Source organism: Roseovarius sp. MBR-154 (genome assembly GCF_053628595.1).
In genome coordinates this window covers 530,569-545,171 of the sequence record NZ_JBRJGR010000001.1, presented here as the reverse complement: position 1 = coordinate 545,171, position 14,603 = coordinate 530,569, and the positions used below count along the sequence as shown (strand labels likewise).

At 65.4% G+C, this 14,603-nt stretch carries 13 protein-coding genes; 7 read left to right on the top strand and 6 right to left on the bottom strand.

The window, feature by feature from the left end; all coding sequences use genetic code 11:
- Positions 1-166: 166 nt before the first annotated feature.
- Positions 167-871 (top strand): GntR family transcriptional regulator, encoded by a 705-nt coding sequence (locus ACSSV4_RS02550; RefSeq protein ID WP_454273197.1) that lies wholly within the window; start codon positions 167-169, stop codon positions 869-871.
- Complete coding sequence (locus ACSSV4_RS02545; protein ID WP_454273196.1) at positions 858-1,703, top strand: fumarylacetoacetate hydrolase family protein; 846 nt, start codon at positions 858-860, stop codon at positions 1,701-1,703. The genes ACSSV4_RS02550 and ACSSV4_RS02545 overlap by 14 nt, the downstream gene beginning before the upstream one ends.
- 44 nt (positions 1,704-1,747) lie before the next feature.
- Here ACSSV4_RS02545 and ACSSV4_RS02540 read toward each other — a convergent pair whose 3' ends face one another.
- Genes ACSSV4_RS02540 through ACSSV4_RS02525 form a run of 4 tightly spaced genes read right to left on the bottom strand, consistent with a single transcriptional unit; the run spans position 1,748 to position 6,185 of the window.
- A complete protein-coding gene (locus ACSSV4_RS02540) occupies positions 1,748-2,698 on the bottom strand; it encodes an NAD(P)-dependent oxidoreductase (RefSeq protein ID WP_454273195.1) in 951 nt (316 codons plus the stop codon).
- Positions 2,695-3,633 carry a 2-hydroxyacid dehydrogenase gene (locus ACSSV4_RS02535; RefSeq protein ID WP_454273194.1) on the bottom strand — a complete coding sequence of 313 codons (939 nt, stop codon included), beginning with the start codon at positions 3,631-3,633 and terminating at the stop codon, positions 2,695-2,697. Before ACSSV4_RS02535 ends, ACSSV4_RS02540 begins: the two co-directional genes overlap by 4 nt.
- 23 nt (positions 3,634-3,656) lie before the next feature.
- Positions 3,657-4,394, bottom strand: a complete 738-nt coding sequence (locus ACSSV4_RS02530) for an SDR family oxidoreductase (protein ID WP_454273193.1) — start codon at positions 4,392-4,394, stop codon at positions 3,657-3,659.
- Between the two features lie 9 nt (positions 4,395-4,403).
- A complete protein-coding gene (locus ACSSV4_RS02525; protein WP_454273192.1) occupies positions 4,404-6,185 on the bottom strand; it encodes an IlvD/Edd family dehydratase in 1,782 nt (593 codons plus the stop codon).
- 401 nt (positions 6,186-6,586) lie between these two features.
- On the opposite strand from ACSSV4_RS02525, the gene ACSSV4_RS02520 reads away from it, so the two are divergent.
- Genes ACSSV4_RS02520 through denD form a run of 3 tightly spaced genes read left to right on the top strand, consistent with a single transcriptional unit; the run spans position 6,587 to position 9,620 of the window.
- Positions 6,587-7,186, top strand: coding sequence for a LysE family translocator (locus tag ACSSV4_RS02520; RefSeq protein WP_454273405.1), 600 nt, complete (start codon positions 6,587-6,589; stop codon positions 7,184-7,186).
- A 15-nt stretch (positions 7,187-7,201) separates the two neighbouring features.
- Positions 7,202-8,611, top strand: a complete 1,410-nt coding sequence (locus tag ACSSV4_RS02515; RefSeq protein WP_454273191.1) for an FAD-binding oxidoreductase — start codon at positions 7,202-7,204, stop codon at positions 8,609-8,611.
- A gap of 40 nt (positions 8,612-8,651) precedes the next feature.
- Entirely contained in the window at positions 8,652-9,620 is a 969-nt protein-coding gene (gene denD / locus ACSSV4_RS02510) for a D-erythronate dehydrogenase (protein WP_454273190.1), read from the top strand.
- A 286-nt stretch (positions 9,621-9,906) separates the two neighbouring features.
- Here the strand turns inward: denD and ACSSV4_RS02505 are convergent, their stop codons facing one another.
- Positions 9,907-10,821 (bottom strand): sugar kinase, encoded by a 915-nt coding sequence (locus ACSSV4_RS02505; RefSeq protein ID WP_454273189.1) that lies wholly within the window; start codon positions 10,819-10,821, stop codon positions 9,907-9,909.
- A complete protein-coding gene (locus ACSSV4_RS02500; protein WP_454273188.1) occupies positions 10,821-11,450 on the bottom strand; it encodes a bifunctional 4-hydroxy-2-oxoglutarate aldolase/2-dehydro-3-deoxy-phosphogluconate aldolase in 630 nt (209 codons plus the stop codon). Before ACSSV4_RS02500 ends, ACSSV4_RS02505 begins: the two co-directional genes overlap by 1 nt.
- Positions 11,451-11,525: 75 nt before the next feature.
- Between ACSSV4_RS02500 and ACSSV4_RS02495 the strand changes: the two genes are divergently transcribed.
- A complete protein-coding gene (locus tag ACSSV4_RS02495; RefSeq protein WP_454273187.1) occupies positions 11,526-13,259 on the top strand; it encodes a sensor histidine kinase in 1,734 nt (577 codons plus the stop codon).
- Positions 13,256-14,590, top strand: coding sequence for a sigma-54-dependent transcriptional regulator (locus ACSSV4_RS02490; RefSeq protein WP_454273186.1), 1,335 nt, complete (start codon positions 13,256-13,258; stop codon positions 14,588-14,590). The genes ACSSV4_RS02495 and ACSSV4_RS02490 overlap by 4 nt, the downstream gene beginning before the upstream one ends.
- Positions 14,591-14,603 lie beyond the last annotated feature (13 nt).

Below are 14,603 nucleotides of genomic sequence, written 5' to 3'. Positions count from 1 at the left end.
TGCAGGATCGCTCTGCAATAAATGGTATACCATTCTGGAATGGACGGTAAACAAACTGAATTTCACAATCAACTTGTTTTGGTATACCAAATCTAGAATTATGAACGCGCAACCCGACGCGGACTAACAGACCCCGGAAATGCACAAGTCGAGGAATTTCGTCGCGATGTCAGGACCAACGCTCGCAAATCGCATCGCCAACGAGTTGCGCCGCAGCATCCTGCGCGGCGAGCTTGTGCCGGGCGCGCCGATCAAGGAACGCGATCACGCGGCGACCATGGGCGTCAGCCGCACGCCGATGCGAGAAGCGATTCGCATTCTGGCCAAGGAGGGGCTGGTCGTGCTCAGCCCGTCGCGCAGCCCGGTCGTGAGCCGACCCACGGCGAAAGAGCTGTGCGATCAGGCGGTCGTGCTGGTGGCGCTCGAGAAACTCTCCGGCGAACTGGCCTGCGACCATGCAACCGACTCCGATCTCGACCATATCCGCGAGGCGGCACGTCACATGGAAGAAACCTTCTACACCGCCGAGCGGATCGACTCTTTTGAAATGGACATGGCGTTTCACACCACCATCGCCGAAGCGTCGCGCAACACCGCGCTCGCGCGCACGCACCGGGCCTATCTCGCTCGACTGTGGCATGCCCGCTACCTGACCTCGCGCATGCGCGAGAACCGAGAGCGCGTGTTGACCCAGCATGGCGGCATCCTCGACGCTATCCTGCGGCGCGACAAGGCCGCGCTTGTCACCGCGTTCGACGCGCATCTCGGGAACCTGCCCAAGGATCTCGAGAACCTGATGATCTCGCAAACGCGGGACAAACCCAAGACACCGGAAGAATCCGGAGAAGAGGAGACCCATGAAACTTCTTAGAGTTGGCCCGCACGGCGCGGAACGGCCTGCAATTCTCGATGCCGACGGACAGCTGCGCGACCTGTCGGGCCAAGTGCCCGATTTCGCCGGCGAGGCGGTGTCGCTCGACGCTCTCGCGCGAATTGCGGCGCTCGATACGGCGAGCCTTCCGGTGATCGAGGAACCGGGTCGCATCGGCCCGTGCCTGGGATGGGTCCCGAATTTCATCGCCATCGGGCTGAACTACGCCCAACATGCCGCGGAGACGGGGGCCAAGGAGCCAGAGGAGCCGATCATCTTTTCCAAGACCACAAGCTCCCTGTCGGGACCCAACGACCCGGTGCCGCTGCCGCGCGAGTCGAGCAAGGCCGATTGGGAGGTCGAGCTTGGGGTCATCATCGGACGTGACACGCTCTACGTCTCGGAGGAGGATGCACTCGATCACGTCGCGGGATATTGCGTGATCAACGACGTCTCCGAGCGCGCCTTCCAGATCGAACGCGGCGGTCAATGGATCAAGGGCAAATCCGCCCCCGGTTTCGGGCCGATCGGCCCCTGGCTGGTCACCGCCGACGAGGTGCCCGACCCGCAGAGCCTCGACCTGTCGCTGGCGCTCAACGGCGAGAAGGTGCAATCCTCCAACACCTCCGACATGATCTTCGGCGTAGCCGAGATCGTGTCGTATCTCAGCCGCTTCATGCTGCTGCGCGCGGGGGATATCATCGCCACCGGAACGCCCTCGGGTGTTGGCCTCGGCATGTCGCCGCAACGCTTTCTGAAACCGGGCGACGTTATGGAGCTGACCATCGAGGGCCTTGGCGATCAGCGCCAGGAGGTGATCGCGGCCAACTAAGGCACCGGGCCCGGCGACAACGGATCGCCGGGCCCGTCCTCACGTCAGCCGCGGCCCTTTTCGACCTCCGCGCCAAGATCGAGGCCATTGAGCGAGGCCACGTGATCGGCCAGCATCGGCATGTAATCGGCTCCCTTGCCCTGTGCCACGGCACTGGCAAAGGCATTGCGGATCGTGGCGGACATCGGATTGGCCATGCCCGCCGCCTGCGCCATCAGGCAGACATAGCCGATATCCTTGGCAGCATTGTCGAGACTGAAGACATGCGCCTCGCGGTTCCGGTCGCAGACCCATTGCGTGTAGGTCTCGAAGAACCCGCAACCCATGCGGCTGCCGCCGATCACCTCGCGGACAAGCTGCGGCGCGAGCCCGACCTTGGCGCCCATGGTGAACGCCTCGGCATAAAGCGCGGCATAGCCGGTGCCGAGGAAATTCATCACCAGTTTCATCTTGTGCCCCGCGCCCACCGGCCCGAGATGCGTGACCGTTCCCGCCCAGCAGTCGATCACCGGCCTGACCCTCTCGAACACCTCCGGCGCGGCCCCGACCATGGCGTCGAGCGTGCCGGCCTCGGCCTCCTTGGGCGTGCGGCCAAGCGGGGCATCGACCATATGCATGCCGCGCGCCTCCAACTCGGCGGCTAGCGCCTCGGTCGAGACCGGGTTGGCGGTGGTGGTATCTACCACGATCAGCCCCGGCTTGCCATTGGCGATCAACCCGTCTTCGCCCCTGATCACCGACTCCACCTGTGGCGAGTTCGACAGGCACAGAAACACGATGTCACAGGCCGCCGCCATCTCGGCGAGGCTTGCGGCCTCCTGCGCGCCCATAGCCGTCAGGCTTTCGACGGGCGCGCGGTTGCGGTTGCCCTTGACCATCAGGTTATAGCCGCCCTTGAGAATATTCTTGGCCATGCCGTGGCCCATATAGCCCACGCCGACAAAGCCGATCTTTGGTTGATCCGTCACACTCCTGTCCTCCCTGATCCGGTTCACGCGACCTGCGTTAAAAGCGGCTTGCCCGCCATGAAGGCCGCGACGTTGTCGCGTTGCAATCTTCCCATGGCCGCGCGCGTGACATGCGTGCCAGAGCCCTGATGCGGTTGCAGGATCACGCTGTCGAGCGCGGCAAAGCGCGGGTCGAGATCCGGTTCGGAGCGGAACACGTCAAGCGCGGCACCGCCCAGGCGGCCATCCTCCAGCCGGTCGAGCAACGCGCCCTCATCCACCGTCGAGCCGCGCGAGATGTTCACCAGCACCCCTTCCGGCCCGAGCGCATCCAGCACCTCGGCCGACACCATGCTCTCGGTCTCCGGACCACCGACAAGGGCCACCACCAGGAAATCCACCGCCCGCGCGAGGGACGCGGGATCGTCGTGATAGGTCCAGCCCGGCGTGTCCTTTTCGATGCGCGACCAGTAGTGCAGATCCATCTTGAACGCCGCCAGACGGTCCGCGATCTCGCGTCCGATCCGGCCCAGCCCGAGAATACCCGCGCGCCCGCCCGACATCTTGCGATTGAGCGGGAATGCCTGCCCGGCGGCCCAGGCACCGGAGCGGGCATGATGATCGCCCTGCACCATCCGGCGGCATTGCGCGATCATCATGCCAACCGCAAGATCCGCGACATCGTCATTGAGCACATCGGGCGTGTTGGTGACCGCAATGCCCCGGGTCTGCGCATCGGCCACGTTGATCGCGTCATAGCCCACGCCGTAATTGGCGATCAGGCCAAGCGCCGGGAAGAGATCCATCAACGCCCCGTCAAAACGCGTATGTCCCTTGAAGGCGATGGCGCGAACCGCGCCGCGACTCTCTTCGTGCAGCGCCGCGGCGACGTCGAGGCTGTCCACGATCCGCGCGCCGAGGTCGCCTTGCAGGGCGGTCTCGTCCACCTCGCTGAAGGATCCGATTGCGAGGGTTTCGGTCATCTGTTCATCTCCCTGAAGAATGTTCAACCACGTCCGATATAGGGCATGGCGCTGGCCATCACGGTCATGAATTGCACATTCGCCTCGAGCGGCAAGGAGGCCATGTACAGCACCGATTGCGCCACATGGGCCACATCCATCACCGGCTCCACCGCCAGCGATCCGTCCGCCTGCGGTACGCCTTGGGTCATGGCCTGCGCCATCTCGGTCAGGGCGTTGCCGATATCGATCTGGCCACAGGCGATGTTGAAGGCCCGCCCGTCGAGCGAGAGTGTGCGCGTGAGCCCGGTGATCGCGTGTTTCGAGGCGGTATAGGGGGCCGAACCCCAGCGGGGCACATGGGCCGAAACCGAGCCGTTGTTGATGATCCGCCCGCCCTGCGGATCCTGCCGCCGCATCTGCGCAAACACGGCGCGGGCGGCGATGAACGCGCCCGTGACATTTACGTCGATCAATGTGCGGATCTCGTCGATATCCAGTTCGTCTATCGGCGCGCCCTTCATCGCGACACCGGCATTGTTGAAGAGCGCGTCCACCCGGCCCCATTTCCCCGTGGCGCGCGCCACCATCGCCTCGGTCGCATCTGCGTCGCTCACGTCGCAGGGCAGGACAAGCGCCGCACCGTGGCCTGCCGCCGTCTCTTCGAGCGCCTCGGCGCGGCGTCCGACAAGGCCGACCTGCCATCCCGCATCGAGAAAGACCCGGGCGGTGGCGCGTCCCACGCCGCTGCCCGCACCGGTGATGATGATGCTCTGCGCCATGGCTCCCCCTCAGTGATTGTCGCGCGGCAGGGTGCGGGCGACACGCTGATAGGCGGTCGCCAGTTCGAGACACCCGCCCTCGGCCAGTTGCCCGACATGACGGCGATAGATCTCTTGCCAAGGGGTCTGATTCTCAATCTCGGGAGCGGTCCAGTCGGCCTTGCGGCGCGTCCATTCCTCCGGATCCACCAACGCCTCCATCGAGGCGGTGTTGAGGTCGAGCCGCACCCGGTCACCGGTCTGAAGATAGGCGAGGCCCCCGCCGACCACAGATTCGGGCGAGGCGTTGAGGATCGAGGGGCTTTCGGAGGTGCCCGATTGCCGCCCGTCACCGACCGTGGGCAGGTGATGCACACCGGCACGCAGCACCGCATCGGGCGGCTGCATGTTCACCACTTCGGCCGCTCCGGGGTAGCCGACACAACCGACATTGCGGATGAACAGGATGGTTTTCTCGTCGATGCCGAGGCTCTCGTCATTGATCCGGTCGTGGTAATCCTCCGGCCCCTCGAACACCACGGCCCGGCCTTCGAATATGCCCTCCGCGCCGGGGGTGGAGAGGAACCGGTTGCGGAAGTCGGGCGAGATCACAGCGGTTTTCATCAGCGCGGAGTCGAACAGATTGCCCGAGAGCACGATGAACCCGGCATTCTCGCGCAGCGGGCGGTCATAGGGGCGGATCACGTCATGATCGACGCTGACGCGGCCCGCCAGATTCTCGCCCATCGTCTTGCCGGTGGCGGTCATCACGTCGCCATGCAGCCGACCGGCCTTGTGCAGTTCAGCCATCACCGCAGGCACGCCGCCCGCGCGGTGGAAGCTCTCGCCGAGATACTCTCCGGCGGGTTGCATGTTGACCAGAAGCGGCTCTTCGAAGCCGACCGTCTGCCAGTCCTTGACCTGCAATTCCACGCCCGCATGGCGCGCGATGGCCTGCAGATGCGGCGGCGCGTTGGTCGAGCCACCGATGGCGGTGTTGGTCTTGATCGCGTTCTCGAAAGCCGCGCGGGTCAGGATGTCGGAGGGCTTGAGGTCCTCCAGAACCATCTCGACGATGCGCTTGCCGGTGGCATAGGCCATTTCCATCCGCTCGCGGAAAGGCGCGGGGATCGCCGCAGCACCGGTGAGTGTCATGCCGAGCGCCTCGGCCATGGCATTCATCGTCGAGGCGGTGCCCATCGTGTTGCAATGCCCCAGCGAGGGGGCCGAGGCGCAGGCGCGCTCCATGAATTCCTCGTAGTCTATCTTGCCCTCGGCCAGCAGGCGGCGGCCCTCCCAGACCACCATGCCCGAGCCCGCGCGCTTGCCCTTGTACCAGCCGTCGAGCATCGGGCCGCCATTGAGGGCAATCGCCGGAAGGTCCACCGTCGCCGCCCCCATGAGCTGCGCCGGGGTGGTCTTGTCACAGCCGGTGGTCAGCACCACGCCGTCGATCGGATAACCGTGCAGAACCTCGACCAGGCTGAGATAGGCAAGATTGCGGTCGAGCGCCGCCGTCGGCCGCTTGCCGGTTTCCTGGATCGGATGGATCGGAAATTCCATCGGGATGCCGCCTGCGTCACGGATGCCCGCCTTGATCCGGTCCATCAGGAAGATGTGGATCTTGTTGCAGGGTGCGAGATCGGAACCGGTATTGGCTATGCCGATCACGGGCCGGTCGCTCTGCAGTTCCTCGCGGGTGAAGGTCTGGTTCTGATAGCGCTCCAGATAGAGCGCGGTCATGCCCGGATTGTTGGGATTGTCGAACCATTCCTGCGAGCGGAAGCGCTTGTTGGCGCGGGTGTTGCTCATGCTGTCCTCCTCGAGACGTCCGCCTGCCCGAGTGCTGTCGCGCGGCGTTTGCGGCAAGCATCGAATTTGGTATACCAAAATGCAAGCCAAAACATGGAGCCTTTGAAATACAAGGCGCAGTGCCCGCCGCAGACACCTTGGCACCAGGATACAGCGCCCGCATAGGCGGTGGCGTCACGCCCGATCTGACCGCCTGAAACCGTCAAGGGCACAACGCGATTCGGTCGGTGGATGGCGGCCGTCCCGCCAACCCACAGCATGTCATCCGATATGGTCCAAATCGCTGTTGACCTTTGGGACGTGCTGGCACTAGTCAAATGGTATACCATAGTCGGCACGGCCACGGACCGAGCGGGAGAGCGGATGCACGCGCGCATGACGACGACGGACAGGGCGCGCGGATGCTGACATTCGCGCTTGCCGTGCTGTTCCTGATCATCACGCCCGGTCCGGGGGTCTTGTCCACCGCCGGTCTGGGATCGGCCTACGGGTTCAGGTCCGGGCTGGCCTACGTCACCGGGCTGTTCATCGGCACCAACCTTGTCGCGCTTGCGGTGATTTCGGGCCTTGCAGCGATCCTTCTGGCCGAGCCGGTGATCCGCACTCTCCTGATGGTCGCCTCGATTCTCTACCTGCTCTATCTCGCCACCAAGATCGCGCTGGCCGGGTCGCGCATCGCCTTCATCGAGGCACGTCGCGCACCCGGGATCGGGGCCGGGATCCTGCTTCAGGCGATCAACCCCAAGGCCTATGCGGTCAACACCACGCTGATGGCGGGCTTTCCCTACGCGCCCGAAAATCTGCTGTTCGAGACCGCGAGCAAGCTGGTCATCATGAACCTGATCTGGATTCCCATTCACCTCGGCTGGCTCTGGGCCGGGGTGGCGCTGCACCGGCTGAACCTGTCCGAGCGCGCACATCGCCGGATCAATGTCGCGATGGCGGCCTCGATGCTGCTGGTGGTGGTGCTGGCAACCCTTGCCGCACTAAGATCGGGCTGAGAAAGGACCGACACCATGACCCTCGATACCCCGTCCGCCCATCCCTCCGCGATTGACGCGCTCCGCACTCTGCTGGGGGACCGGCTGGTCACGACAAGGGCCGATCGCGACGCGCATGGCCGCTGCGAGACATGGTATCCGCCCACCCCGCCCGAGGCGGTCGCCTATCCCGAGACCACCGAAGAGGTCTCGGAGATCGTCAAGCTCTGTCAGGCGCATCGCTGCCCGGTCGTGGCCTACGGTGCGGCAAGCGCACTCGAGGGCCAGCATCTGGCCGTCCTGGGCGGCCTCAGTCTCGACATGACCCGGATGAATCGCGTGCTTGCGGTCAGCGCCGAGGATCTGCATGCGGTGGTGCAACCGGGCGTCACACGGCACGCGCTCAATGAAGACCTGCGCGCGACCGGGCTGTATTTTCCGGTCGATCCTGGGGCCGATGCCTCGCTCGGCGGGATGGCCGCGACACGCGCCAGCGGCACCACCGCCGTGCGCCATGGCACGATGCGCGAGAACGTGCTGGCTCTGGAGGCGGTGATCGCTGATGGCACGATCATCCGGACCGGATCGAGGGCGCGAAAATCCTCCACCGGCTATGACCTCACCCATCTGCTGATCGGATCCGAAGGCACGCTCGGGATCATCACCGAACTGACCCTGTGCCTGCAGGGCGTACCCGAGGCGGTGCTGGCCGCGACCTGCCGGTTCGCGACGGTCGAGGATGCGGTGACCTGCGTGATCACGACCATCCAATCGGGCCTGCCGATAGCGCGCATCGAGCTGCTGGACGAGATGATGGTGCGCGGCTTCAACCTCTATTCTGACAGCGGCCTGCCCGAGCGCCCGCATCTCTTTCTCGAATTCACCGGCACCCCGGCGAGCGTCACCGAGCAGAGCCGCAGTTTCGCGGACATCGCCGAAGAGTTCGGCATGCAGGCGTGGCAGACGGCCACCAGGACCGAGGACCGCAACGCGCTCTGGTCGATGCGGCACAAGGCGCATTATGCCAGTCAGGCGCTGGGCGGCCCTGGCACGCAGCTCTACGTGACCGATGTCTGCGTGCCGATCTCCCGACTGGCCGAGGCGGTGACCCATGCCCAGAGCCGGGCGCGCGATCTCGGGCTTGTCTCGACCATCGTCGGCCATGTCGGCGACGCCAACTTCCATTGCGGCGTCAGCATCGACCCGAGCGACCGCGACAACCTCGCCCTCGCCTCGGGGTTCGGGCATGAGCTTGCGGAGATGGCGCTGCGGCTCGGCGGAACGGTGTCGGGCGAACACGGCATCGGCATCGGCAAGCGCGACCTGATGCACGCCGAGCACGGCGCGGCGGTCGATGTCATGCGTGCGATCAAGATCGCGCTCGACCCGCAGGACATTCTCAACCCCGGCAAGCTGCTGCCGCCCGAGGAGGGCGGCGCGGCTTGACCCGGGCAACACCCGCAACACGACACCAAAAGGACGCAACATGAACATCACCATCATCGGCGGCGGCGGATTTCTGGGGCAAAAGCTGGCGCGCGCACTGGTTGCGCGGGGCATGCTCGGCGGCAGGCAGATCTCGCGCATCACTCTGGCGGATGTGAACGATCCCTCCAGGATGGAGGATGCCACGGTGCCGGTCGAGACCGCGCGGTGCGACATCACCGATCCGGCCTCGGTGGCGCGGGTGGTCACTGGTGAGACGGACGTGATCTATCACCTCGCCGCTGTCGTGTCCTCGCATGCCGAGGAGGAGTTCGAGGAGGGTATGCAGATCAACCTGCATGGGACGCTCAACATATTGGAGCGGTGCCGGGCGCTGGGCACGGCGCCGCTGTTGGTCTTCACCTCGTCTTTGGCGGTTTACGGTGGCGAGGTGCCGGACCCGATCACCGAGGTGTCGCTGCTCAATCCGCAAAGCTCTTATGGCACGCAAAAGGCCATTGGCGAATTGTTGGTCAACGACTACGCGCGCAAGGGTTATATCGACGGGCGCGGCGTGCGCCTGCCTACGATCTCGATCCGCCCCGGCAAGCCGAACCGCGCGGCGTCGAGTTTCATGTCGTCGATCCTGCGTGAGCCACTGAACGGGCAGACGGCCAATTGCCCGGTGGATGAGGATTTCCGGCACTATTACCTGAGCCCGCGCAAATGCGTCGAGAACCTGATCCGGGTGGCGGAGATTTCGGCCGCGGATCTGGGGGGTAACCGCATTCTGCAGATGCCCGGGCGGACCTTGTCGATCCGGCAGATGATCGACGCGATGACGGCCGTGGCGGGGCCGGAGCCCGCGACGTTGATCACCTGGCAGCCGGAAGAGGCGGTGCGCCGGATCGTGGGTGGTTGGCGGTTCGACATCCATGCCGACCGGGCGCTTGCGCTGGGGCTGGAGGCGGATGGCAGCTTTGAAGAGAATGTGCGGGCCTATATCGAGGATGACCAGCCTGTGGGGTGATTTTGGGTCAGAGGATATGCGGGTTTTGGCCTATTTCTGCCGTTGCCGCATCCCGCGCGAAACGCACCGAAGGTGCCGCGCGATCGCCGGGCCGCCCTGCAGCCTGGCGATTTGAGGGGTTGCGCAACGTGTCGAGGTTAAAATGACTTGGCTGGGATTAAGTACCCGCCACGAGCGTTGCATCGCCAGTCCCCAGCCCTGCGATCACGCGGCACCTTCTACGGGTCATGCAAGGACCGCAACAGGCCACTCACGCTCCTTCGCCCCGTGTTTCGAGGCTCGCCACCTAGGGCGTGGAAAGAACCGCCTCCACGTCCGCACACCTGGGGATCGGGGCAACGGCACCGTAGCCTTGAACCGCGATAGACGCTGCCGCGTTGGCATAGGCGGCGGCGGTAAAGGGATCGTCCCCGGCGATGATCCGCGCCAGAAACGCGCCGTCGAACGTGTCGCCTGCACCGGTGGCGTCCACGACCGCAACCGGCCGTCCCGGCACGCGCATCCGTTTTTCAGGCGTGGCTACCAACGTGCCCTCGGCCCCGAGTGTCAGTGCGACGATCCCTGCCCCGAGCCCGAGGTAAAAATCTGCGATCCTGTCGGGGTCGGTGAGCCCGGTCAAAGTCTCGGCATCCTCGAGCCCCGGCAGGGCGATATCGGCCATCGCCATGCCCGCATGAATGATCGCCCGCGCGCGGTCGAGCGGCCAGAGCTTGAGCCGCAGATTGCTGTCATAGGACACGCGCCCGCCCGCTGCGCGCAAAATCTCCATCGCGGCGAATACGGTATCGGCGGCGCTTTGGGAGATAGCCTGGCTGATGCCCGAGACATGCAGGATTTGCGCGGTCTCAAGAGCGGCGCGGGGCAGGTCTGCGGGGGTCATGCGGCTGGCCGCAGACCCGTCCCGAAAATAGCTGAACTCGTGCCCGTTCAGCCCGTGAGTGACGAAATAGATGCCGGTCTGGCCGCCCTCGACCTCGCGCACGGTGGTGGTGTCCACGCCTTCGGCCTGCCACAGGTCGATAAAGGAGCGGCCAAAGGCATCGGCCCCGACATGGGTGAGATATCCCACATGCGCACCCTGCCGCGCGGCGGCGATGGCACAGTTCGAGGTGTCGCCGCCATGGCCCGGCAGGTAGCGCCCGTCGGGCTGCTGGTTGAATTCGAGGATCGGCTCGCCGAGGCAGAGGAGATCGACGGCCATCAGCGCACTCCGTGCAAAGCTGCGCGGATGAGATCGCGCGCCGTGGCCTCGTCACCCGCCTCGAGGGCGGCAGCGGGCAGCAGGTTGCCGCCCATGCCGACGCAGAGCGCCCCGGCGGCCAGGTAGTCGGTTGCGTTACCCGGTGTGATGCCGCCGGTCGGCATGAGTGCAATATCAGGAAAAACCGCCCGGAGCGCCTTGAGAAACCCCGGACCGCCTGCGGCGTCGGCGGGAAAGACCTTGACCACATGCGCGCCCGCCTGTGCGTGATGGATCACTTCGCCGGGTGTCATGGCGCCAGGCAGATAGGGGATCTGTGCGGCGCGACAGGTTGCCGCCACAGTGTCGCACCAACAGGGCGAGACGACGAATTGCGCGCCCGAGGCGATGGCCGCCTGCGCCTGTGTTGCGTCAAGAACGGTGCCCGCCCCGAGAATGACATCGGGGTGTGCGGCACCAAGGCGCTGCAAGAGCCCGTTCGCATCCGGCACGGTCATGGTGATTTCGAGGACGCGCGCGCCTTCTTCGACGAGCAGGCGGCAGGCGGTTTCGGCGATGGTCGTGTCGGGATGGCGGATCACCGGAACGACGCGGGCGTCTTTCAGGGCGTGGGTCAGATGGTCGGTCATTGCTCCTCCGGCGTTGCGCGTCCGGGCCATGCTTTCGCTTGCGTGAACCCGCAAAGATACCGATACCTGTTTCCCATGCGACTGACCACCACCGCCCTTGCCGCCGTGACCGCGCTTTGCGTGATGATCGGCGTGTTCTGGCTCTCGCTCAGCTTTTTCCAATCCGAGGAAGAGGCCAAGGCGCGCGGGCGGCTGTCGCTGTATCACAGCACGGTTCGATCGGAACTGGAGCGGTTTTCGCACCTGACCTATGTGCTGGCGCGCGACAGTCATGTGATCGACACCGCCACGGGTGGACCGACCGGGCGGCTGGATCGCAGGCTCGCGGCCTTTGCGGAGCAATCGGGGCTAGAGGCGATCTATCTGATGCGGCCTGACGGGATGACGATTGCCGCCTCGAACGCGGGGCGACCTGGCACCTTCGTGGGGCAGGATTATTCCTTTCGTCCCTATTTTCAGGCGGCGCGGGCCGGTCTGCAGGGGCGGTTCTACGGCATCGGGGCGACCACGGGATTGCCCGGTTATTTCATCGCCGATGCGGTGCGCGATGCGGATGGCGGGTTGGCCGGGGTGATTGCGATCAAACTCGATCTCACCGATCTGGAGGAGTCATGGCGGCGCGCCGGGGAGCAGGTCTTGCTGGCCAATCGGGATGGCGTGGTGCTGCTATCCTCGGACCCGGGCGGGCGGTATCGCAGCCTTGCGGATCTGAGTGCCGAACAGCGGGCCCGGATCGCGCAGGACCGGCAGTTTCCGGGGCAGGCTCTTGCGCCGCTGGACTGGCAGCCCGTAGAGGGTGCGCGCGCTATGATTGACGGGACGGAGCGCATTCACCTCTCGGCCTCGGTCGCGCCGCATGACTGGGTGCTGCATTACTTTGCAGATGACAGCGCGGCGATGACGCGCAGCTGGCTGCTGACAGGGCTGGTGATTATCCTTACAGGCGCGGGATTCCTGGTGTCGCAGGTGCGTCGGACGCAACGCATCGGGGCGGCCTTGCGCCGGTCCGAAGCGGAGGAGGCCCAGTTGCGCGAGGCCAATGAACGGCTGGCAGTGGAGATCGAGGAGCGCCGAACCGCCGAGCGCCGGTTGAAGCGGACGCAGGATGAGTTGGAGCGCGCGAGCCGCCTGGCGGCACTCGGGCAGTTGGCGGCCTCGGTCACGCATGAGTTGGGACAGCCCATCGCGGCGATGCGCAACCACCTGACGGCGGCCGAGATCGGCGGACAACCGGCAGCACGGATCATCCCGAGGATCACCGGAATCGTGGATCGCATGGAGGGGATCACCCGGCAATTGAAGTTCTTTGCCCGCAATGACCGCGAGGAGTTCGGGCCGGTCGATCTGGGGGCGGTGGTGCAGGCGGCGCTGTCGCTGGTCGAGCCGAATATCGCCAAGGTCGGGGCCACGACATCGATTGATGCGCCGGATAAACCCGTTCTGGTGCGCGGCAATCAGTTGCGGTTGGAACAGGTGCTGACCAATGTGTTGCGCAATGCCGTCGATGCGGTGGAGGATTGTGCCGCGCGACGGATCGATATCACGTTGGGACAGGGCGATGGCGCGGGCTGGGTCGAGGTACGCGATACCGGGCATGGGCTGGGACAGGCGAGCCTTGACGAATTGCAGGAGCCATTCGTCACCACCCGCGAGAGCGGACGTGGCATGGGGCTGGGCCTTGCGATTTCGGCGAATATCGTCAAGGCGCATCAGGGCAGTTTCAGCGCCGATACGCTTGCCCAAGGCGGGGCAATGTTCCGGATCGAGATCCCGCAAGAGGGGATGGACGAGGAATTGAGCGCGGCATGAGCAGCACCCCCCGTATCCTGATCGTCGAGGATGATCGCGCGATGCGCCTGTCGCTAATCGACCTGCTGGAGGCGTCTGAGTGGTGCGTCGAGGCGCTGCCGCGCGCAGAGCGGCTGGCTGACCGGCTGGAGGCGTTTCAGCCGGATGTGATCCTGTCGGATGTGCGGATGCCGGGCATGTCGGGGCTGGAGTTGCTGGACAGTCTCGACCGCGATCTGTCGCCGCCGCTGGTGCTGATTTCGGCGCATGGCGATATCGCCATGGCGGTCGATGCGATGCAGCGCGGGGCCTACAGCTTTGTCGAGAAACCCTATGAGCCGCGCCGCTTGCTGAACATCCTGCGCCATGCCGCCGATCAGCACGCAATGCGACGCACGACCGAGCGGTTGAAATCGCGGTTGATGCAGCTGTCGGGGCTGAACCGGGTGATGCTGGGGCAGACGCGCGAGACCGTGGCGCTGCGCGAGGAGGTGCTGGACCTGTCGCAAAGCGGGGCGGCAGTGATACTGCAGGGCGAGACCGGCACCGGCAAGGAGCTGGTGGCGCGGGCGCTGCATGATCTGGGTGGCGATGCGGTGGGACCGTTTCTGGCGCTGAACTGTGCCGCGCTCTCGGTCGAGGGATTCGAGGCCGAGATGTTCGGGGCCGAGGGCGGCACCAAAGGGCGATTGCAGGGCGCTGATGGCGGCACGCTGTTCCTTGATGAAATCTGTTCCTGCCCGATGCCGGTGCAGGCCAAGCTTTTGCGGGTGATCGAGGACAAGCAGGTATTGCCACTCGGGGCCGGCGCCCCTGTGCCGCTGGCGTTCCGGGTGATTTCGGCGACCAACGAGGACCCCGATCTGGCGGTGCGCGAGGGGCGGCTGCGGGCCGATCTACTGTATCGGCTCAATACCACCGTGATCGTCCTGCCCACCCTGCGGCAGCGGCGCGATGACGTGATGCTGCTGGCGGCGCGGTTTCTGGACGAGTTTGCGCGCGTCTACGAGACCCGCGCGCCGGACCTCACGCCCGAGGACAGCGCCGCCCTTCTGGCGCATGACTGGCCCGGCAATGTGCGCGAGTTGCGCAATGTGTGCGAACGCCGGGTGCTGAGTGCGCGGCGCGGGGGCGGCTCGATGGCGCAGGCGCTGCGCCGCGACGCGCTGGCCGATGATGTGCCCGACACGCTGCGCGCCGCCGTGGCGGCCTTTGAGCGGGAACTGATCGCCAAGGCGATCACCGCGCATGAGGGAAAGATGGAGGCGGTGGCCGAGGCGCTCGGCATCGGGCGGCGCACGCTCAACGAGAAGATCGTCAAGCTGGGGCTGGACAAGGAGGCGCTGCTGTAGTCACCTTGCGGAT

Coding starts and splice junctions, on each gene's coding strand:
- ACSSV4_RS02550 (WP_454273197.1), top strand. CDS start 167: ATGTCAGGACCAACGCTCGCAAATCGCATCGCCAACGAGTTGCGCCGC.
- ACSSV4_RS02545 (WP_454273196.1), top strand. CDS start 858: ATGAAACTTCTTAGAGTTGGCCCGCACGGCGCGGAACGGCCTGCAATT.
- ACSSV4_RS02535 (WP_454273194.1), bottom strand. CDS start 3,633: ATGACCGAAACCCTCGCAATCGGATCCTTCAGCGAGGTGGACGAGACC.
- ACSSV4_RS02530 (WP_454273193.1), bottom strand. CDS start 4,394: ATGGCGCAGAGCATCATCATCACCGGTGCGGGCAGCGGCGTGGGACGC.
- ACSSV4_RS02525 (WP_454273192.1), bottom strand. CDS start 6,185: ATGAGCAACACCCGCGCCAACAAGCGCTTCCGCTCGCAGGAATGGTTC.
- ACSSV4_RS02520 (WP_454273405.1), top strand. CDS start 6,587: ATGCTGACATTCGCGCTTGCCGTGCTGTTCCTGATCATCACGCCCGGT.
- ACSSV4_RS02515 (WP_454273191.1), top strand. CDS start 7,202: ATGACCCTCGATACCCCGTCCGCCCATCCCTCCGCGATTGACGCGCTC.
- denD (WP_454273190.1), top strand. CDS start 8,652: ATGAACATCACCATCATCGGCGGCGGCGGATTTCTGGGGCAAAAGCTG.
- ACSSV4_RS02505 (WP_454273189.1), bottom strand. CDS start 10,821: ATGGCCGTCGATCTCCTCTGCCTCGGCGAGCCGATCCTCGAATTCAAC.
- ACSSV4_RS02500 (WP_454273188.1), bottom strand. CDS start 11,450: ATGACCGACCATCTGACCCACGCCCTGAAAGACGCCCGCGTCGTTCCG.
- ACSSV4_RS02495 (WP_454273187.1), top strand. CDS start 11,526: ATGCGACTGACCACCACCGCCCTTGCCGCCGTGACCGCGCTTTGCGTG.
- ACSSV4_RS02490 (WP_454273186.1), top strand. CDS start 13,256: ATGAGCAGCACCCCCCGTATCCTGATCGTCGAGGATGATCGCGCGATG.